Origin of the sequence: Kitasatospora sp. NPDC057512 (assembly GCF_042802135.1) — a bacterium.
Taxonomy (GTDB): Bacteria; Actinomycetota; Actinomycetes; order Streptomycetales; family Streptomycetaceae; genus Kitasatospora.
The window spans coordinates 1-18,144 of sequence record NZ_JBHVET010000078.1 but is presented as its reverse complement, the minus strand read 5'-3'; the positions used below and the strand labels follow the sequence as shown (position 1 = coordinate 18,144).

General features: G+C 74.7%; 16 protein-coding genes. 7 read left to right on the top strand and 9 right to left on the bottom strand.

Features of this window, described 5'->3' with window-relative positions:
• Window positions 1-3,555: hypothetical protein (locus ACFU6K_RS08340; protein WP_380661669.1), on the top strand; the 3,555-nt coding region annotated here is incomplete at its 5' end.
• A 117-nt stretch (window positions 3,556-3,672) separates the two neighbouring features.
• Window positions 3,673-4,602, top strand: a complete 930-nt coding sequence (locus tag ACFU6K_RS08335; protein WP_049655735.1) for a cellulose-binding protein — start codon at window positions 3,673-3,675, stop codon at window positions 4,600-4,602.
• Window positions 4,603-4,704: 102 nt separating this feature from the next.
• Here the strand turns inward: ACFU6K_RS08335 and ACFU6K_RS08330 are convergent, their stop codons facing one another.
• Both ACFU6K_RS08330 and ACFU6K_RS08325 read right to left on the bottom strand, forming a co-directional pair.
• The gene (locus ACFU6K_RS08330) at window positions 4,705-5,025 is read right to left on the bottom strand and encodes a hypothetical protein (protein ID WP_049655736.1); all 321 of its coding nucleotides are present in this window, start codon (window positions 5,023-5,025) and stop codon (window positions 4,705-4,707) included.
• Entirely contained in the window at window positions 5,022-5,819 is a 798-nt protein-coding gene (locus ACFU6K_RS08325; protein ID WP_380661667.1) for an alpha/beta fold hydrolase, read from the bottom strand. Before ACFU6K_RS08325 ends, ACFU6K_RS08330 begins: the two co-directional genes overlap by 4 nt.
• A 93-nt stretch (window positions 5,820-5,912) precedes the next feature.
• Between ACFU6K_RS08325 and ACFU6K_RS08320 the strand changes: the two genes are divergently transcribed.
• Window positions 5,913-6,917, top strand: coding sequence for an ABC transporter ATP-binding protein (locus ACFU6K_RS08320; protein WP_380661665.1), 1,005 nt, complete (start codon window positions 5,913-5,915; stop codon window positions 6,915-6,917).
• A 1-nt stretch (window position 6,918) separates the two neighbouring features.
• On the top strand, window positions 6,919-7,686 hold the full coding sequence (locus ACFU6K_RS08315; RefSeq protein WP_380661663.1) for an ABC transporter permease subunit: 768 nt from the start codon (window positions 6,919-6,921) through the stop codon (window positions 7,684-7,686).
• 20 nt (window positions 7,687-7,706) lie between these two features.
• On the opposite strand, the gene ACFU6K_RS08310 is transcribed toward ACFU6K_RS08315, so the two are convergent.
• On the bottom strand, window positions 7,707-8,030 hold the full coding sequence (locus tag ACFU6K_RS08310; protein ID WP_380661661.1) for an ATP/GTP-binding protein: 324 nt from the start codon (window positions 8,028-8,030) through the stop codon (window positions 7,707-7,709).
• Window positions 8,031-8,420: 390 nt separating this feature from the next.
• On the opposite strand from ACFU6K_RS08310, the gene ACFU6K_RS08305 reads away from it, so the two are divergent.
• A complete protein-coding gene (locus ACFU6K_RS08305; RefSeq protein ID WP_380661670.1) occupies window positions 8,421-9,569 on the top strand; it encodes an LLM class flavin-dependent oxidoreductase in 1,149 nt (382 codons plus the stop codon).
• 88 nt (window positions 9,570-9,657) lie between these two features.
• On the opposite strand, the gene ACFU6K_RS08300 is transcribed toward ACFU6K_RS08305, so the two are convergent.
• A complete protein-coding gene (locus ACFU6K_RS08300; protein ID WP_030282024.1) occupies window positions 9,658-10,050 on the bottom strand; it encodes an SCO5389 family protein in 393 nt (130 codons plus the stop codon).
• A 480-nt stretch (window positions 10,051-10,530) separates the two neighbouring features.
• Here ACFU6K_RS08300 and nucS point away from each other — a divergent pair, with 480 nt between their 5' ends.
• Window positions 10,531-11,190, top strand: a complete 660-nt coding sequence (gene nucS, locus ACFU6K_RS08295) for an endonuclease NucS (protein WP_355252708.1) — start codon at window positions 10,531-10,533, stop codon at window positions 11,188-11,190.
• 4 nt (window positions 11,191-11,194) lie between these two features.
• Here nucS and ACFU6K_RS08290 read toward each other — a convergent pair whose 3' ends face one another.
• From ACFU6K_RS08290 to ACFU6K_RS08270, 5 genes are all read right to left on the bottom strand, one after another.
• Window positions 11,195-13,471, bottom strand: a complete 2,277-nt coding sequence (locus ACFU6K_RS08290) for an ATP-binding protein (RefSeq protein ID WP_380661660.1) — start codon at window positions 13,469-13,471, stop codon at window positions 11,195-11,197.
• Between the two features lie 247 nt (window positions 13,472-13,718).
• A complete protein-coding gene (locus ACFU6K_RS08285; protein ID WP_380661658.1) occupies window positions 13,719-14,048 on the bottom strand; it encodes an STAS domain-containing protein in 330 nt (109 codons plus the stop codon).
• Between the two features lie 353 nt (window positions 14,049-14,401).
• Window positions 14,402-15,271: a 3-hydroxyacyl-CoA dehydrogenase family protein gene (locus ACFU6K_RS08280; protein ID WP_380661656.1), complete on the bottom strand. Its 870-nt coding sequence runs from the start codon at window positions 15,269-15,271 to the stop codon at window positions 14,402-14,404.
• Window positions 15,272-15,472: 201 nt separating this feature from the next.
• Entirely contained in the window at window positions 15,473-16,123 is a 651-nt protein-coding gene (locus ACFU6K_RS08275; protein WP_380661653.1) for a response regulator, read from the bottom strand.
• On the bottom strand, window positions 16,120-17,328 hold the full coding sequence (locus ACFU6K_RS08270; protein WP_380661652.1) for a sensor histidine kinase: 1,209 nt from the start codon (window positions 17,326-17,328) through the stop codon (window positions 16,120-16,122). Before ACFU6K_RS08270 ends, ACFU6K_RS08275 begins: the two co-directional genes overlap by 4 nt.
• A gap of 157 nt (window positions 17,329-17,485) precedes the next feature.
• Here ACFU6K_RS08270 and ACFU6K_RS08265 point away from each other — a divergent pair, with 157 nt between their 5' ends.
• The gene (locus ACFU6K_RS08265; protein ID WP_380661650.1) at window positions 17,486-18,106 is read left to right on the top strand and encodes a hypothetical protein; all 621 of its coding nucleotides are present in this window, start codon (window positions 17,486-17,488) and stop codon (window positions 18,104-18,106) included.
• The last annotated feature ends 38 nt before the right edge of the window (window positions 18,107-18,144 follow it).

Sequence of the window (18,144 nt, the reverse complement as noted above, 5' to 3'; positions counted from 1 at the left end):
GCCCAGAACGCCGCCCTGGACGACGCCGCCGCGATCCGCGAGCGGATCGAGCAGATGCAGGACGAGGCGGCCCGGCTGCGGGCCGAGGCCGAGGAGCTGCGCGCCCAGGCCGCCGCCGAGGCCGACCGGGTGCGCGGCGAGGCCCGCCGCCAGGCCGTGGGCCAGATCGAGGAGTCGGCGAAGAACGCCGAGGAGCTGCTCACCAAGGCCAAGGCCGACGCGGACGAGCTGCGCGCGGGTGCCGCCGCGGAGATCGAGCGGCTGCGCGAGCAGGCCCAGGAGCAGGCCGCCGAGACCCAGGGCCGGGCCGAGCAGACCCTGACCCGGGCCCGGGCCGAGGCCGGGAAGATCACCGACGCCGCCGAGCAGCAGGGCCAGGACGCGCTCGCCGCCGCCAAGGCCGCGGCCGCCGAGAACCGGTCCGCCGCCGAGCGCGAGACCGCCGAACTCCGGCGCGACGCAACCGAGTTCGACCAGCGGGTGCGCGCCGAGGCGACCGCCGCAGCGGAGGCCCTGACCACCGAGGCGCAGGCCGAGGCGAACGCCGTCCGGGACGCCGCGGTGGCCGACGCCGAGCGGGTGCGCACCGAGGCCGACACCGAGGCCGCCCGCGCCCGGGCCGAGGCCGAGGCGGCCGCGAACGCGCTGCGCGAGGAGAGCCGGCGCGAACGCGAGGAGGCCGCCGACGGTCTGCGGCGCGAGCGCGAGGAGACCTCCGAGCACCTGGACGCGGCCGAGGCCGCCCGTGAGCAGGCCGAGCTGGCCGCCGCGGCGACCAGGGCCGAGGCCGAACAGGCCGCCGGGGAACTGCGGGCGCTCGCCCAGCAGGAGACCACCCAGCAGCGCGAGGCCGCCGAGGCCTACGCCGACCGGGTCCGCACCGAGGCCGAACAGCACGCCGGCGACCTCACCGAGCGCACCGCGGCGGAGACCGCCGAGGTCCGCGAGGCGGCCGAGAAGCACAGCGCCGAGGTCCGCGAGGCCGCCGACCGGCACAGCGTCGAGGTCCGCGAGGCGGCCGACGCCTACGCCGACGAGCAGCGCACCGCGGCCGACACGTACGTCACCGAGCAGCACACCGCCGCCGACACGTACGCCACGGAGCAGCACACCGCCGCCGACGCCTACGCCGCGGAGACCAGGGCCGAGGCCGAACAGGCCGCCGGGGAACTGCGGGCCCTGGCCCAGCAGGAGACCACCCAGCAGCGCGAGGCCGCCGAGGCCCACGCCGACCGGGTCCGCACCGAGGCCGAACAGCACGCCACCGACCTCACCAAGCGCACCGCGGCGGAGACCGCCGAGGTCCGCGAGGCGGCCGAGAAGCACAGCGCCGAGGTCCGCGAGGCCGCCGACCGGTACAGCGCCGAGGTCCGTGAAGCCTCCGACGCGTACGCCGCCGAGCAGCACACCGCCGCCGACGGGTACGCCGCCGAGGTCCGCGAGCAGGCCGACGCGTACGCCGCCGAGGCCCACGAGCAGGCCGACGCCCACACCGCCGAGCAGCGCGCCGCCGCCGACGAGGCACTGGAGCGCGCCGAGGCCACCGCCGAGCAGCGCCGCGCCGAGGCCGCCAAGGACGCCAAGGCCACCCGCGAGAAGGCCGCCGCCGAACTGGCCCTGGCCAACGAGCAGGCCTCGACCGTCCGGGCCGAGGCCGGCCGCGAGCTGTCCGAGGCCCGTGCCACCGCCGACGGCATCCGCGCCGAGGCCACCGCCGAGCTGGAGCAGGCCAGGGCCGACCGCGCCGAGCTGATCGCCGCCGCCAAGGCCGAGGGCGCCGAGCTGGTGGCCGCCGCCGAGGACGAGGCCGCCGAGGTCCGCCAGTCGGTGGCCGGTATGCACGAGGCCGCCGCCGAACAGATCGCCGCGCTCCGCGAGGCCGCCGAGCAGGAGGCCACCGAGCTCCGCGAGGCCGCCGAACAGGACGCCACCGAGCTGCGCGCCCTCGCCGAGTACGAGACCACCGAGCAGCGGGAGCTGGCCGAGCGGGAGAGCACCGAGCAGCGCGAGTCCGCCGACGCGTACGCCGCCGAGCTGCGCGGCCTGGTCGAGCGGGAGAGCGCCGAGCAGCGCGAGCTCGTCGACCGCGAGACCGCCGACCTGCGGGCCCGCACCGAGGCCGAGACCACCGCCCTGCGCGAGCAGACCGAGCTGGAGCTGGCCGCCGAGCGGGAGGCCGTCGAGAACGAGCTCGGCCGGCAGCGCGCCGAGGCCCGGGCCTACGACGGGCAGCTGCGCGCGGAGGCCGAGGCCGAGCTGCGGGCCGCCCAGGAGGCCGCCGAGCAGCTGCGCGCCGACGCGGAGGCGCAGGCCGCCCGTACGGTGGCCGAGGCCGAGGCCCAGGGCGCCCGGAGCATCGCCGACGCCGAGGAGCTGGCCGCGGCCCTGCGCGCCGAGGCCGACGAGTACGCCCTCGCGACCCGCACCCTGGCCGACGACTACGACTCCGCCACCCACTCGCGCGCCGACGCCTACGACGCGGAGACCCGGGAGGCCGCCGAGCAGTTCGACAAGGCCACCCGCGAGCAGGCCAAGTCCGTCCTGGAGAAGGCCTTCGCGGACGCCGAGGCGCTCGGCGAGGACGCCCAGACCACCGCGCTGGCGACCACCGCCGCCGCCGAGGAGCAGGCGGACGCCATGGTCGCGGCCGCCCGCAAGGAGGCCGACCGGCTGGTCGCCGCCGGCGAGGCGGCCGGTCAGGCCGAGGTCGAGAAGGGCCGCTCCGACGCGGACGCCCTGCTCGCCGAGGCCCGCCGGGACGCGACCGCGATCCGCGAGCGCGCCGAGGAGCTGCGCGAGCGCACCGACGCCGAGGTCGAGGCCCTGCACGAGCGCGCCCGCAAGGAGAACGCGGCGGCCATGAAGTCGGCCGGCGAGCGGGTGGACGCGCTGGTGACGGCCGCCCAGGAGCAGCTGACCGAGGCCGAGGAGCAGGCGGTGGCCACCGTCGCCGAGGCCGAGGACCGCGCGGCGGCCCTGGTCGCGGCGGCCGAGGACCGGGCGGCCGAGCTGACCTCGGAGGCCTCCGCGGAGGCCAGCAAGGTCCGGCTGTCCGCCGTCCGCAAGGCCGAGGGCCTGCTGAAGGAGGCGGAGACCAAGCTCGCCAACTCCACCGGCCGCGCCGAGTCGCTCATCGAGAAGGCCGAGGCCAAGCTCCGGTCGTCCGAGGCGGAGGCCGAGGAGCGGCTGGACCGGGCCTCCACCGAGGCGGAGAAGCGGCTGCGGGACGCCGACGAGGCCGCGGACGAGCAGGTCGAGCTGGCGAAGGCGGAGGCCGAGCGGCTGCTCGCCGAGGCGAAGGCCGAGGCGAAGCGGGTCACCGACGAGGGCCGGCGCGAGCTGGACGAACTGGTGCGCCGCCGCAAGGACATCAACACCGAGATCTCCAGGGTCCAGGACGTGCTGTCCGCCCTGGAGGCGTTCGAGGCACCGTCACCGGTCGCCCAGGCCAACGGGGGAAGCAACACCAAGAAGGACGGGGGTGCCAAGGCCGGTGCCGGAGTTGGCTCCCCCCGGTCGGGTGGCAATCGCTCCAAGAGCTCACCACCCGATTGAGCGGACATTGGCGGTCATTGTCCGTGAGAGAACGGCATAACGCCGTCGACACTCCGGTACCGTGTCAGGATTCCCTCAACCACCTCAGCGGTTTGACGACAGGAAGCCCAGAACCCCATGAGCGACAGTCACTCCCCTCACGGCTTCGACCTGGTGCGCCGTGGGTACGAGCGTGCCCAGGTCGACGAGCGGATCACCAAGCTGGTGGCCGACCGTGACAGTGCCTTGACCCGGATCAGCGCGCTGGAGAAGCGCATCGAGGAGCTTCACCTCGAGACCCAGTCCGCCCAGGCGGCGGTCACCGAGGCGGAGCCCTCGTACGCCGGTCTCGGCGCCCGGGTCGAGAAGATCCTGCGACTCGCCGAGGAGGAGGCCAAGGACCTGCGCGACGAGGCGCACCGCGCCGCCGAGCAGCACCGCGAGCTCGCCGAGGCCGCCGCCCAGCAGGTCCGCACCGAGGCCGAGAACTACGCCAAGGACCGCAAGGCCAAGGCGGAGGACGAGGGGCTGCGGATCGTCGACAAGTCCAAGAGCGACGCCGCCCAGCTGCGCGCCGAGGCCAACAAGGACGCCCAGAACAAGCGCGAGGAGGCGGACGCCCTCTTCGAGGACACCCGCACCAAGGCCGCCCAGGCCGCGCTGGAGTTCGAGACCAACCTGGCCAAGCGCCGCGAGCAGTCCGAGCGCGACCTGGCCGCCCGTCAGGCCAAGGCCGAGAAGCGCCTGGCCGAGATCGAGCACCGGGCCGAGCAGCTGCGCCTGGAGGCCGAGAAGCTGCGCACCGACGCCGAGCGCCGCGCCCGCCAGACCGTCGAGACGGCCCAGCGCCAGTCCGAGGACATCGTGGCCGACGCCAACGCCAAGGCCGACCGCATCCGCAGCGAATCCGAGCGCGAGCTGGCGGCGCTCACCAACCGCCGCGACAGCATCAACGCCCAGCTGACCAACGTCCGCGAGATGCTGGCGACGCTGACCGGCGCGGCCGTGGCCGCCGCCTCGCTGCCGACCGACGACACCCTGGGCGTGCCCGCCCAGCAGTCGCGCTGACGCACACCGGCCCGGCCGCACCGCAGGCCCTCACCCGCCCGGGTGAGGGCCTGTCGGCTTGCCGCGCCGTCATCGCCTCCGGCGCGGCTTGACGAAGGGGCGCTAGCGGGGGTAGGCGCCGTCCGGCCGCTGGTACCCGCTGCTGAGCTGGTTGCCCTCGTCGTCCGAGACGGTGCCGAACCAGGAGGTGCACCAGACCGACACCGAGTCCGGCCAGTACTGCACCTCGAAGGGGTGCCCGGGCCCGTAGTCGCCGTACGAGGTGACGATGAAGGTCTCCCCCGGGCGCATCCAGTAGTCCTCGCCGAGCGGTTCCAGGGTCAGCTCGACCAGCCCCTCGCCCCGGTTGGTCACCGGCATCCGGCCGCTCACCTCCAGCGCCGAGAAGTCCCAGGCCGCCGCGTCCTGGCTCTCCTGGCTCATCCGGCGGCCACCCGGGCGAGCAGGCCGCGCACGACGGCGTCGAAGGCCTCGGGCGCCTCCAGGGCGCTCAGGTGGCCCACCCGGGGCAGGACGGTCAGCTCGGCGTCCGGCCGGGCCCGCAGCATCGCCTCGGCCTCCTCCGGCGCCACCAGGGCGTCCTCGGCGCCCGCCACGATCGCGACCGGCACCGGCAGGCCGGCCAGCACGTCCAGGGAGTCCGGGCGGGCCGCCATGGCCCGCTGGGCCCAGGCGACGGCGGCCGGCGAAGCGGCGGCGACCATCGCCTCCACCCGCTCCACCAGGTGCTGCGAGTCCGGCCCGAGCTGCCCGGCCGCGACCCGCTCGTCCAGCAGCAGCCGCACGCTGTCCCGCGCGGTGACGGCGGCGGCCACCCGCTCCCGGTTGGCCCGGGCCGCGTCGGTGTCGGCGGTGGCCCGGGTGTTGGCGAGCAGCAGGCCGGACAGCCGGTCGGGGTGGCGGCGGGCGAGGGCCAGCGCCGCGTAGCCGCCCATGGAGAGCCCGGCGACCACCGCGCGTTCGATTCCGGCGGCGTCCAGCAGCAGCGCGAGGTCGTCCGCGACCAGGTCCAGCGAGGGCTCGTCGTCGCCCAGCCCGGTGCCGCCGAAACCCCGCTGGTCGGGGGCGAGCACCCGCGCTTCGTCCCCGGTCAGGCCGGGCAGCGCGTCCAGCTGGGACGACCACATCGAGGCGTTCAGAGGAAAGGCGTGCAGCAGCAGGAGTGGTGTTCCGGTACCGCTCTCGCGGACCGACACTGCGGTTGGGAGCTGGGTCATGCTCCCAACCTATTCCGGCACGCCCGGCGGGCCCACTCAGCGGGCCGCGATATCCCCTTTGTCCTAGCCTGACAAAGACCTGAGGGAGCGCGAATGATCGAGTTGCACGACCTGACAAAACGTTACGGCAAGACCCTCGCGGTGGACCGCCTCAGCTTCCAGGTCCCCCAGGGCGTGGTGACCGGCTTCCTCGGCCCCAACGGCGCCGGCAAGTCCACCACCATGCGCATGATCCTCGACCTCGACCGCCCGACCTCCGGCCGGGTCACCATCGACGGCAGGCGCTACGGCCAGCTCAGCGAGCCGCTCAAGTACATCGGCGCGCTGCTGGAGGCCAAGGCCGTCCACCCCGGCCGCACCGCCCGCGACCACCTGCTCTGGCTCGCCCAGAGCAACCGCATCCCCGAGCGCCGGGTGGACGAGGTGCTCGCCCTGGTCGGCCTCACCCCGGTGGCCCGCAAGCGGGCCCGCGGCTTCTCGCTCGGCATGGGCCAGCGCCTGGGCATCGCCTCCGCGCTGCTCGGCGACCCGGAGATCGTCATGTTCGACGAACCGGTCAACGGCCTGGACCCGGAGGGCATCCTCTGGATCCGCAACCTGATGAAGCGCCTCGCCGGCGAGGGCCGGACGGTCTTCGTCTCCTCCCACCTGATGAGCGAGATGGCCGTCACCGCCGACCACCTGGTGGTCATCGGCCGGGGCCGGCTGCTCGCCGACCTGCCGATGCCGGAGTTCATCCGGCGCAACTCCCGCTCCGCCGTACGGCTGCGCGGCCCGGAGCCCGAGCGGCTGCTCGACGTGCTGGCCCGGGCCGGCCTGCGGCACGAACCCGGCCCGGACGGCTCCTACGAGGTGGTCGACGGGGACATCGCCCGGCTCGGCGAGCTGTTCGCCGGCCACGGCGTGGTGCTGCACGAACTCAGCCCGCAGCAGGCCTCGCTGGAGGAGGCCTTCATGCAGATGACGGCCGACTCGGTGGAGTACCACGCGGGCGACGGCCCGGGCCTGGACGCGGCCGGCGCGCCCACCGAGTGGGGCGCCGGCTGGAAGGCGGACGGTGCCCCGCAGAACACCACGGCACGGCAGGAGGAGAACTGAGATGGCGTCCTTCCCCGCGGTCCTGCGCTCCGAGTGGACGAAGATCCGCAGCGTCCGCTCGACGGTCTGGACGCTCGCGCTGACCTTCGTCGTCACGGTCGGCATCGGCGCGCTGCTGTCCCTGCTCACCAACAACAACTTCGCCGAGTTCCGCCGGGGCGACCAGTCCCCGTTCGACGCCACCGGGACGTCCTTCTCCGGCATCATGCTCGGCGAGCTGGCGATCATCGTCTTCGGGGTGCTGGCGATCGGCAACGAGTACAGCAGCGGCATGGTCCGGGTCACCCTGGCCGCCGTCCCGCAGCGCGGCACCCTGCTCACCGGCAAGGCGGTGGTGCTCGGCGCGCTGGCCCTCGCGGTCTCGCTGGTGACGGCCTTCGCCACCTTCTTCGCCGGCCAGGCGCTGCTCGGCCCGCACTCCACCACGATCGGCGAACCGAACGTGCTGCGGGCGGTGTTCGGGGCCGCGCTGTACCTGACGATGCTCTGCCTGTTCTCGGCGGGCGTCACCACGATGCTGCACAACCAGACGCTCGCGCTCGGCGTGCTGGTGCCGTTCTTCTTCCTGCTCTCGCCGATCCTCTCGGCGGTGCCGAAGGTCAAGACCCTGGCCCACTACTTCCCCGACTACGCGGGCTCCCGGATGCTGCTGGTGTACGAGCAGCACGGCCAGCCGTACGGGCCGTGGACCGGCTTCCTGATCTGCCTCGCCTGGACGGCGGCGGCGCTGGTCGGCGGCGCGCTGGTGCTCAAGAAGCGCGACGCGTAGCCGTCCCGGCGGCCCGGCCGTCAGTACCGCGGAGCGCCGCGGCCCCGCAGGAGGTTGGAGGCCCGGCGCTCCCGCGCTCCCCAGCAGGCGCGGTGCCAGTGCCGCCGGTCGTCCACCCCCGCGCCGTGCATCGGCCAGGCCACCACGTGGCCCGTCCCCGGCGGGATCTCCTGGTCGCAGCCCGGGCAGCGGTAGAACCGCCCCGCCGTCCCGGCGACCGTCTGGACCACCCAGTCGTCGCCCTGGTAGCTCTCGGTGCGGCGCAGCGAACCGCCGAGCGGGGCGGCCGGTTCCGCGCTCTCGCGGGGGGCGGCGCTCTTGATCCGGTTGCGGCGCGGCGACACGGCGGACTCCCTCTCCTGCTGGGCTCTGGGTCGTTCCAGCCTACGGCCGGTCGGAGCCCCGTACGGCCACTACCACGGCTCCGTCCGGCACTTCGGCGTTTTTGCCGAGATCCACCCGATCATCGGGGAAATTCGGGGTTCGGCGTGCCATTGGCACATGACATCCGATACCCACAGGGGGAGAAGGCGGGGCCCGCAGACCCTGCGCGCACCCGAGGAGGCCCCACGATGAGCAAGACCAGCGCCCGAGCCGAGAGCGGCCCGCCCGTCGGGGTCCGGTCGCCCGCCCCCGGCCCGACGCTGACCTCCGTCCCCCCGGTGACGGCCGTCGCGGGCGAGCCGCTGCCGGCCACCCAGTGGGCCGGCGCGCTGCCGCCGTCCACCGGTCCGGTGCGGGTCGGCCTGTTCCTGCTGTCCGCGCAGTTCCCCGGGCAGAGCCACGGCGAGGCGCTGGAGCGCACCGTCCACTCCGCCGTCGAGGCCGAACGCGCGGGCCTGGACAGCGTCTGGCTGGCCGAGCACCACTTCGTGCCGTACGGGGTGTGCCCGGACGCCGCCACGCTGGCCGGGCTGCTGCTCGGCCGCACCCGCCGGATCGGCGTCGGCACGGCGGTCAGCGTGCTCTCCAACCGCCACCCGGTGGGGCTGGGCGAGCAGGCCGCACTGCTGCACCTCACCTCCGGCGGGCGGTTCACGCTCGGGGTGGGCCGCGGCGGCCCGTGGATCGACCTGGACGTGTTCGGCGGCGGCGTGGACGCCTTCGAGAACGGCTTCCCGGAGCGGCTGGACCTGCTGCTGCGCTGGCTGCGCGGCTCCCGGGTGGGCGCGGACGGCCCGCAGTTCGCCTTCCCCGAGGTCGCGGTGGTGCCGCGGGCCACCGAGCCGGTGCGGCGGCCCGGCCTGAGCAGCTGGCTCGGCCTGGGCCAGCGGTCCGGCCCGGTGCGCTTCCCGCGCCAGCGCCGGGACGGCGGGGGCCTCGGCGAGGAGCTCACCGCCACCGGGCGGCCGGTGTCCGGCCCGCCCGTGGTGGTCGCCTGCACCTCGCCGGGCGGGGTGCGGATGGCCGCCGAACGCGGCCTGCCGATGCTGCTCGGCATGCACTCCGGGGACGACGACAAGCTGCGGATGCTGGAGCTGTACCGGTCCGCCTGGCTGGCCGCCGGGCGCGGCGAGGAGCAGCTGCGCCGGGTCGGCCGCCGGCACGTCGCGGCCGGGGTGGCCCAGGTCGACGACCGCGCCGCGGCGGCCCGCTCCACGCTGCTGAACGCGATGCCCGGCTGGTTCGAGTACGGGCTCGGCGCCCACCGCACCGTGGACGGCCGCGAGCGCAGGATGCGCGACCCGCGCCAGTACACCGAACTGCTCTGCGACCTGCACGCGGTGGGCACCCCGCGGCAGTGCGCCGACCGGCTGCTGGCCACCGCCGAACGCACCGGCATCCGGCGCTTCGCCCTGCTCGCCGAGGGCAGCGGCGACCAGGAGGCGACCCTGCACAACATCGCCCGGCTCGGCTCCGAGGTGCTGCCGCAGCTGGGCTGAGCCCGTACGGGTCACGGGCCCGGGCCGCCGCCCCTCCCCCCGCACCGGGGAACGGGGCGGCCGGCGCCGCGGCACCGCGGGAAGGCGATCAGCAGTCCCGCAGCTCCTCGGACTGGTTGAGCAGCTGCTCCCGGACCGAGGTGAAGCGGTCGTACCGCGCCGCGTTGGCCTCCGACGGCAGGAACACCGCGACCCGGTGACAGTTCTGGAACGCCAGCCGGACCCCGAAGTGGCGCTGCAGGGCGCCCCGGATGGCGTCGCTGGCAAGGGCGCGCAGCAGCTGGCCACGGGCCTGCTCGCTGGGCGGTGGCACCTGGTTGTCGGCGAAGTCGGTGCCGTCGACCTTCGCCTGGGCGACCAGCGAGCTGATCAGGTCCCAGGCGTACGGCAGCGAGACGCGGACGCAGTCGACGAATTCCCGCTCGTCGACCTCGCCCCGCTCGGCCTTCTCCAGCAGGGCCGGTGAGACGTCGAGCGACATGGATTCTCCTCTCGCGGTCCACCCGCGCGGCGCCCGGGTGGTCGTGCGTAGGTCAAGCTCACAGTGAGGGTGGCGGTTTCGCATGGGGCGTCCGGAACACCGAGGGACAGGGGTTTCCGGCGCCTTCGCGACGGCGGCGGCGCCACGGGACGTGACGTCCCGGACACCGAACGCGCTCACAACAGCGTGGCAGTCAACGGCGCGGCGGGCCCGTCATTCCTGTGGATTGCTTCGGAAACACAGTGCGGTGCACCAGATTGGCCGGATCCCGTCGGATCGTTCATCTGAAGTCTCCATCCCCGTTGACAGCGATCCCGCGAGCGTGTCGTCACACACCGTAGCGACCCGAGGGTGGGGGCGCCAGGCCTCGACGGGCGGTAGCCGGACCGCAGGACCTCAATGTTGGCCGGGTTCGCGCTTTCTTCACCCAGCCGTCGCGGAATCGCATCAACTGGCCCCGGTGGGCTAGCGTGGTCGACCGTGCGTCTCGTAATTGCCCGCTGCTCAGTCGACTATGCCGGTCGGCTCTCCGCCCATCTGCCCTCCGCCACCAGGCTGATCCTGGTCAAGGCCGACGGCAGCGTCAGCATCCACGCCGACGACCGCGCCTACAAGCCGCTCAACTGGATGTCCCCGCCGTGCGTCCTCAAGGAGGCCGACGGGGTCTGGACGGTGGAGAACAAGGCCGGCGAGAAGCTCATCATCACGCTGGAGGAGGTGCTGCACGACTCGTCCCACGAGCTCGGGGTCGACCCGGGCCTGATCAAGGACGGCGTGGAGGCACACCTCCAGGAGCTGCTCGCGGACCGGATGGAGGTGCTCGGTGCCGGCTGGTCGCTGATCCGCCGCGAGTACCCCACCGCGATCGGCCCGGTCGACATCCTCTGCCGCGACTCCGACGGCGCCACGGTGGCCGTCGAGATCAAGCGCCGCGGCGAGATCGACGGCGTCGAACAGCTCACCCGCTACCTCGAACTCCTCAACCGGGACCCGCTGCTGGCCCCGGTCAAGGGCGTCTTCGCCGCGCAGGAGATCAAGCCGCAGGCCCGCGTGCTGGCCACCGACCGCGGCATCGGCTGCGTGGTGCTGGACTACGACGAGCTGCGCGGCATCGACGACGACAAGCTCAAGCTGTTCTGACCGCTCAGGACGGCGACGCGCTCGCCGTCCCGCTCGGGGCCGTCGGCGACCCGGACGTGGCCGGCGGCGAGCTCGGGGTGGACGCCGGGGACGACGGGCTGTGGCTCGTCGTCGGCGGCTGCGACGGCTGCCCCGTCTGCTGGGGCGGCGGCGACTGACCCGGCGGCTGGACCGGCGGCTGCGACTGGCCCGGTGCGGGCGGCTGCGACTGCTGCGGGGCCTGCGACTCGCCCGCCCCCGGCGAGGAGCTCGGCCGCCTGGTCGGCGAGGCGCTCGACGCGTGCGAGGCGCTGCCGCTCGTGGACGGCTGCGGGCCGCTCCCCTGCCCCGCCGGGCTGCCCGGCCCGGCACCGGCCGTCCCCGGCCCGGTGCTGCCGGAGGGCTGCGGGAGCGGCGCCTCCCGGGTGTCGCCGCCGCCGTCCACCCGGCCGGTGTACGGGTCCTTCCCCTTGACCTCGTCCGGCCCGCTGAAGCTCATCGCCACCGCCGTGCCGAGCACCCCCAGGGTCAGCACCGCCGTGGAGACCACGGCCGCCCGCCGCCGCCTGCTGGACTTCAGGCGGGCCGGCACCCGGGCCGCGATCTTGCGGATCACCGGGGCTCGGCCGGGCGCCGCCGCGGCGGGCGCGGCGGCCGGCAGCTGCCGGCCCTCGGCGCGCAGCAGGTCGAGCATCCGGCCGGCGGCGGCCACCCCGCGCTGGTCGCCCGCGGTGGCCCGCAGGGTGAGCGCGGTCTCCAGTTCGGCGATGGCCCGGGAGGGCTGCTGGAGGCAGATCGCGTGCACGCCCGCCTCGTGGTGGAACCAGGCCTGGTCGACCGCCGAACCGCTCTGGCGGGCCGCCTCCAGGCCGAGCTGGAGCACCCGCTCCCAGGCGCCCCAGCGCAGCGACAGCGCCAGTGCGGGCGCCGCCGCACGGGCGAGCCGGACCACCGCGTCGTGCCGCCCGGCGGTGCGGTCGGCGAGCAACACCCCGATCATCACCTCGGCCTCGGCGGCGATCTGTTCCAGCGTCACCGAGCTGTGCCCGACCCACCAGGCGAAGTGCTGGGCGGCACCGTCGACGCAGCCGCGGGCCGGCCAGTGCGGGGCGAGCAGGTCCTGCGCGCCGGCGGTCAGCCGGTGGTGCCCGCCGATGGACACCGCCAGTCCGGCGTCGGCGAGTTCGGCGAGCGCGGCCTCGCCCTGCCCGACGTCGATCAGCGCCGGCAGGTGCGGCGCGGTGGGGCACTCGCCGCCGAGCGCGACGGCGAGCCGCAGCACGGCCTGCGCGGGCTCGCTCAGCCCCTCGGCGAGCCGGACCGCGGGCGAGGCGGTCTCCGCCACCGAGGGCAGCGGGACGGTGCGGCGCAGCGCGTCCTCCCGGATCGCCGGGTCCGGGTCATGGACGGGCCCGTCGACGGCCCCGAAGACGTCCATCCGGTCGTCCTCGGCGGCGACCAGCGCGTCCACCGCGACGTCCCGCTGGCGCAGCAGGGCGGCGGCCTGGACGAAGCGCAGCGGCAGGCCCTCGGACTCGAACCAGAGGTCCACCGCCCAGGCCTTCTCGTCGACGTCCAGCGGCCGACCGGCCAGCCGGGCGGTGAGGGCGAGACAGGCGGAGCGGGAGAGCCCGGCCACCAGGTGGTCCTGGAGCCGGGAGCCGGCCGGCAGCGGCGGGCCGTCCGGGGCGGCGGAGATCAGGAAGGCGCAGCCGGGGGCGGCGGCGAGCAGCTGCTCCAGCTCGGCGCCCGCGGGCTCGGCGGAGTCGATCACCACGATCGCGCCGACCTCGGCGAGGTGGGCGGCCAGCTGCCCGGGGTCGGGGCGGTAGCCGGGGGCGTGGTGGGTGGCCGCGAAGAGGTCCTGGAGCAGGTCGGGGAGGGTCCGGCGGTGGCCGCAGAGCTGCACCACTCCCCCGGGGGCGAGGTCGGCGGCGGCCTCGGCGACGGCCGACAGCAGCGCGCTGCGGCCCGAGCCGGCCTGGCCGACCAGGCGTATCGAGCGGCCCTCGGAGAGCAGGCCGAGCAGTTCGACCACGTCGACCTCGCGGTCCAGCATCGGCAGGTCGGCGGGCCCGGCGCCGAGCGCGAGCGGGCCGACCGCGCGGCCGACGCCGCCGACCGGACCGCGGGCGGGCTCGCTGCGTCCGATCCGGCGCGGACGCGGACGCCACTCCTCGGGACAGGTCCTGGCCTCGGAGCCGTCCGGTGCGCCGACGCCCACCAGCAGGCCGCCGGAGACCAGTTCACCGCCACGGGTGCGGACGGCCTCCTGCCGGAACTCACCGGTTGGCTGTGACACGTTCTGCTCCGCATCGTGCTCGGCCGTCGGCGCCCCGCGCCGCCCGGCTGACGTCCCGCTCGCGGCCGCGGCCGGGCTGGAGGCAGCCCCGGCGGCCGTCTTCTGACGGGCAGACTCTTGCACATCCGGCCCCGACCGTGCAGAGCGGTCCGTGGCGGACGGCCGGTCGGCGGCGCTGGCCAGGGGCGTTGCGCGGGCGGGGTCGGACGTACGCGGGCGTGCGGTCCGGCGCGCGGAGCAACCGGGTTTAGAGCGCGACCCCGTGCGCCTCGGCGACACCCGCGGCGCCGTCGACGGCCAGGATGCGGTGCAGCTTGGTGGCCACCAGCAGCCGCTGGAGCTGGGCCGGGACGGAGCGCAGCACCAGCCGGCGGCCGCTCCGGCCGGCCCGCCGGTGGGTGCCCATGATGACGCCGAGCCCGGTGGCGTCCCAGAACTCCAGCCGGGCGAGGTCGAGCACGAGGTCGCCGAGGCCGCCGTCCACCGCCTGGTGCAACCGGACCCTCGCGTCGGCGGCGGTGCGCACGTCGAGGCGGCCTTCGATGGCCAGCGCCGTGTGGTCGCCGGTGATGCGCATGCTCTCCTCCTTCGCCTGGACGGCCTGGTGCGGGGCGGGTCCGACCCGGCCATGCCGGGTACGGGAGCGGGGGGTGTGTCCGGGCGGGCCGCAGCCCCTCACCCGGCCCCGGGCGGAATGCCGGGTTCCCTCATCTGACGGTGAACCGGCTCCGCAGGTTGCTGGTTCCGGCCAGATCTGAAGCAACTTCACCCGTCCGAGGGAATATACGCAGGTCGGCCCCACACCTACGCTCGATTACCGCCCAAATCACCCGTCTGCGGCACGCTGCGTGAGGAAACTCACCCGACCCGGCGGAGCGGGCCGTACGATGCTCCGATCGCACGGCCCGCCGGTCGTTCAGCCCCGCGGGCTCACTTGCCCTCGTACGGGTAGAAGCCGCGGCCGCTCTTGCGTCCCAGGTCACCGGCGGTGACCATGCGGGCCATGATCTCCGGCGCGGCGAACTTCTCGTCCTGGGTCTCGTCGTAGATGTTGCGGGCGGCGTGCAACAGGATGTCCACGCCGGTCAGGTCGGCGGTCTGGAGCGGGCCCATCGCGTGGCCGAAACCGAGCCGGCAGGCGGTGTCGATGTCCTCGGCGGTGGCCACGCCCGACTCGTACAGGCTGGCGGCCTCGACGACCAGCGCGGTGATCAGGCGGGTGGTCACGAAGCCGGCCACGTCGCGGTTGACCACCACGACCTCCTTGCCGACGCCCTCGGCGTAGGCGCGGACGGTGGCCAGCGTCTCGTCGCTGGTCTTGTAGCCGCGGACCAGCTCGACCAGCTTCATCATCGGGACCGGCGAGAAGAAGTGGACGCCGACGACCGACTCCGGGCGCTCCGTGGCGGCGGCGATCCGGGTGATCGGGATGGCGGAGGTGTTGGAGGCCAGCACGGCGCCGTCCTTGGCGAGCTTGTCGAGCTCGCGGAAGACGCCCTCCTTGACCTCCAGCTTCTCGAACACGGCCTCGACCACGATGTCGGCCTCGGCGACGGCGCCCAGGTCGGTGGTGGTGGTGATCCGGCCCAGCGCGGCCTCGGCGTCCTCGGCGCTCAGCCTGCCCTTGGCGACGAACTTCTCGTACGAGGCGCGGATGCCCGCCAGGCCCCGCTGGAGCGCCTCCTCGGTGACGTCCCGCAGCACCACCGGGTGGCCGGCCTGCGCGGACACCTGGGCGATGCCGGCGCCCATCAGGCCGGCACCGATCACGGCGATCTGCTTGCTGGACGCATTGCTCATGGCTGGGTCTCCCGATGCCGTCGCCGCCCTGCGGGCGGGCCCTGAAGGCGGCTCAGGGCAGGGGTCGCCGCCGGAGAGCCGCATCGCTCATTTCCGGGACTCTAATGCCCGGATCCCCCGCGCAATAGCAATCGGGAGTGTGATCTGCAACCGACCTGGTCGGTTGCCCAAGAAGGCGACAGGAGGGCGACAGGAAGGTGATCAGATGGTCAGTCCGAGGTCCTGGGCCAGGATCGCCGCCTGCACCCGGCTGCGCAGCCGCAGCTTCGCCAGGATGCGGCTGACGTGCGTCTTGGTGGTCGCCTCCGCCATCTCCAGCCGGGCCGCGATCTCCCCGTTGGACATCCCGGAGCCGATGCAGGCCAGCACCTCCCGCTCGCGGCCGGTCAGCGCCCCCACCGCGGCCCGGGCCTCCGGTCCGACCGTCCGCTCGGGGCGGGCGAAGGCACCGATCAGACGCTTGGTCACCGAGGGCGCCAGCATGCCGTCCCCGCGCGCCACCGTGCGGATGCCCTCGATCAGGGTGTCCGCCTCCAGGTCCTTGAGCAGGAAGCCGGACGCGCCGGCCCGCAGCGCGCCGTAGACGTACTCGTCCAGGTCGAAGGTGGTCAGCACGAGCACCTGCCCGGCCCCGGCGGCGACCACCTCGCGGGTCGCCGAGACGCCGTCCAGCCGGGGCATCTGCACGTCCATCAGCACCACGTCCGGCCGCAGCTCCAGCGCCAGCCGGACGGCCTCCTCGCCGTCGGCGGCCTGCCCGACCACCTCGAACCCCGGCTCGGCGCGCAGGATCATCACCAGCGCCGCCCGCACCGCCGCCTGGTCCTCGGCCACCAGTACCCGGATCGTCATGCCCGCCCCTCGTTCCCCTGGGCGCGCGGCAGCACCGCGCGCACACTCCAGTACCCGTCCCGCGGCCCGGCCTCGAAGCTGCCGCCGAGCAGCCCGGCCCGCTCCGCCATGCCCACCAGTCCCGCCCGGGCGCCGGGCAGCCCGCGGCCCGGCCCGCCCCGGTACGGACTGTCGACGGCGATCCGCAGCTCCTCGGGCGCGAACTCCAGCCGCAGGCTGACCAGTCCGGGCCCGGCGTGCTTGAGCGCGTTGGTCAGCGACTCCTGGACGATCCGGTACGCGGCCAGCCCGACCGGCACCGGCAGGTCGCCCCGCTCGCCGTGCTCGGACAGCTCGAAGTCCAGCCCGACGTCCTGGCCGGCCGCCCGGGCCTTGGCCAGCAGGGCGTCCACCGCGGCCAGGTCGGGCGCCGCGTAGGACTCGTCCACCTCTCCCCCGCCGCTGTCCCGGAGCAGCCCGATCATGCGTCGCATTTCGGCCAATCCCTGGACGCTGTTCTCCCGGATCACCGCCAGCACCTCGACCAGCGGATCGTCCTCGGGCAGGCTCCGGCGCCGGGCCACCGACTGCGCGCCGGTGGCGTGGATCGCGATCGCCGACAGGTGGTTGGCCACCACGTCGTGCAACTCCCTTGCCATTCGGGCCCGTTCGGCGCCGATCGCCTCGCGCCGGTCCATCTCCGAGAGCAGCGCGGTCTGTTCCGCCCGCAGCCGCTCGGTCTCCGCCTCCTCCCGGTGCTTGCGCACCACGTCCCCGGTCCACACCGGGGCCAGGAAGACCAGCGAACTGACCACCACCACCAGCAGCGCGCCGGACGTCCCGCCGTAGATCGCCGCGAGGGTGGAGAGCGCCAGCACGGTGGCCCCGCCGCTCAGGTGCAGCACCCGGGACACCCGCGGGGTGCCGTAGATCACCGCCGCGTACAGCAGGTCGGTGTACATGATCAGCGTCGCCAGCAGGCTCCCGGCGAACAGGCTGCCCGCGAAGGCCAGCCCGCCGAGCGACACCGCGAGCACCGGCCTGGTCCGGCGCACCAGCTCCAGCCCCGCCAGCACCAGCAGCGGCAGCACCACCGCCCACAGCGGCAGCCGGTCGGCCCGGTCGTACACCTTGAAGACGATCAGCACCGAACCGCCGAGCAGCCCGCAGAGGGCGATCAGCTGGTCCTGCCGGCGCGGGGAGAGGGCGGGGAACGGGAGGGGCACGTTCCCATCTCACCATCCCCGGCGGCCGACCCGGCTCAGGTCCACGGAGGAGCCCGCTACATCGAAAGGTGCAGGCCGGTACGGCACCGCGCGACGACGACAGCGGCGCGCCCGCGCACCAGGCTGGAAGCACCGCCGAAACATCCGGGAGCAGAACGTGATCGTCACCCTCATCGTCGCGGCCGAGATCTCCTTCTGGATCCTGCTCGGCCTCGGCCTCGCCACCCGCTACCTGCTCCGGTGGCGCCGCACCAGCACCGCGCTGCTGGTCGGTCTGCCGCTGGTGGACCTCACCCTCTACGCCCTCACCGTCCTCGACCTGCGCGGCGGCTCCACCGCGAGCTGGACGCACGCCCTGGCCGCGAGCTACGCGGGCTTCTCGATCGGCTACGGCCCCTCGCTGGTCCGCTGGGCCGACCGGCACTTCCTGTACCGCTTCGCCGGCGGCCCCAAGCCGCTGCCCTCGCCCAAGTACGGGCCCGAGCGGACCAGGTACGAGTGGCAGATCGCCGGCCGGACCGTCGTGTCCGCCGCCGTCACGCTGAGCCTGATCACCCTGCTCGTCCCGCTCTCCGCGGGCTCCGCCCACTTCGGCACCTTCCTCCAGTGGTACCTCAAGCTGGGCATCGCCGCCGTGGTCAACGTGATCGTGGCCGGCTGCTACTCGCTCTGGCCCAAGCAGCCGCCGGCCGGCGTGCTGGTCGAGGACGGCCGGGTGGTCACCGGGAAGACCCTCACCGGAACCACCCCCGGCGGCACCCCGGCCGACCGGCCCTGAACCGTCGAGGGCCCGTCCCCGGACTCCCACGGGGGAGC

Coding starts and splice junctions, on each gene's coding strand:
- ACFU6K_RS08335 (WP_049655735.1), top strand. CDS start 3,673: ATGAGCGACAGTCACTCCCCTCACGGCTTCGACCTGGTGCGCCGTGGG.
- ACFU6K_RS08330 (WP_049655736.1), bottom strand. CDS start 5,025: ATGAGCCAGGAGAGCCAGGACGCGGCGGCCTGGGACTTCTCGGCGCTG.
- ACFU6K_RS08325 (WP_380661667.1), bottom strand. CDS start 5,819: ATGACCCAGCTCCCAACCGCAGTGTCGGTCCGCGAGAGCGGTACCGGA.
- ACFU6K_RS08320 (WP_380661665.1), top strand. CDS start 5,913: ATGATCGAGTTGCACGACCTGACAAAACGTTACGGCAAGACCCTCGCG.
- ACFU6K_RS08315 (WP_380661663.1), top strand. CDS start 6,919: ATGGCGTCCTTCCCCGCGGTCCTGCGCTCCGAGTGGACGAAGATCCGC.
- ACFU6K_RS08300 (WP_030282024.1), bottom strand. CDS start 10,050: ATGTCGCTCGACGTCTCACCGGCCCTGCTGGAGAAGGCCGAGCGGGGC.
- ACFU6K_RS08285 (WP_380661658.1), bottom strand. CDS start 14,048: ATGCGCATCACCGGCGACCACACGGCGCTGGCCATCGAAGGCCGCCTC.
- ACFU6K_RS08280 (WP_380661656.1), bottom strand. CDS start 15,271: ATGAGCAATGCGTCCAGCAAGCAGATCGCCGTGATCGGTGCCGGCCTG.
- ACFU6K_RS08275 (WP_380661653.1), bottom strand. CDS start 16,123: ATGACGATCCGGGTACTGGTGGCCGAGGACCAGGCGGCGGTGCGGGCG.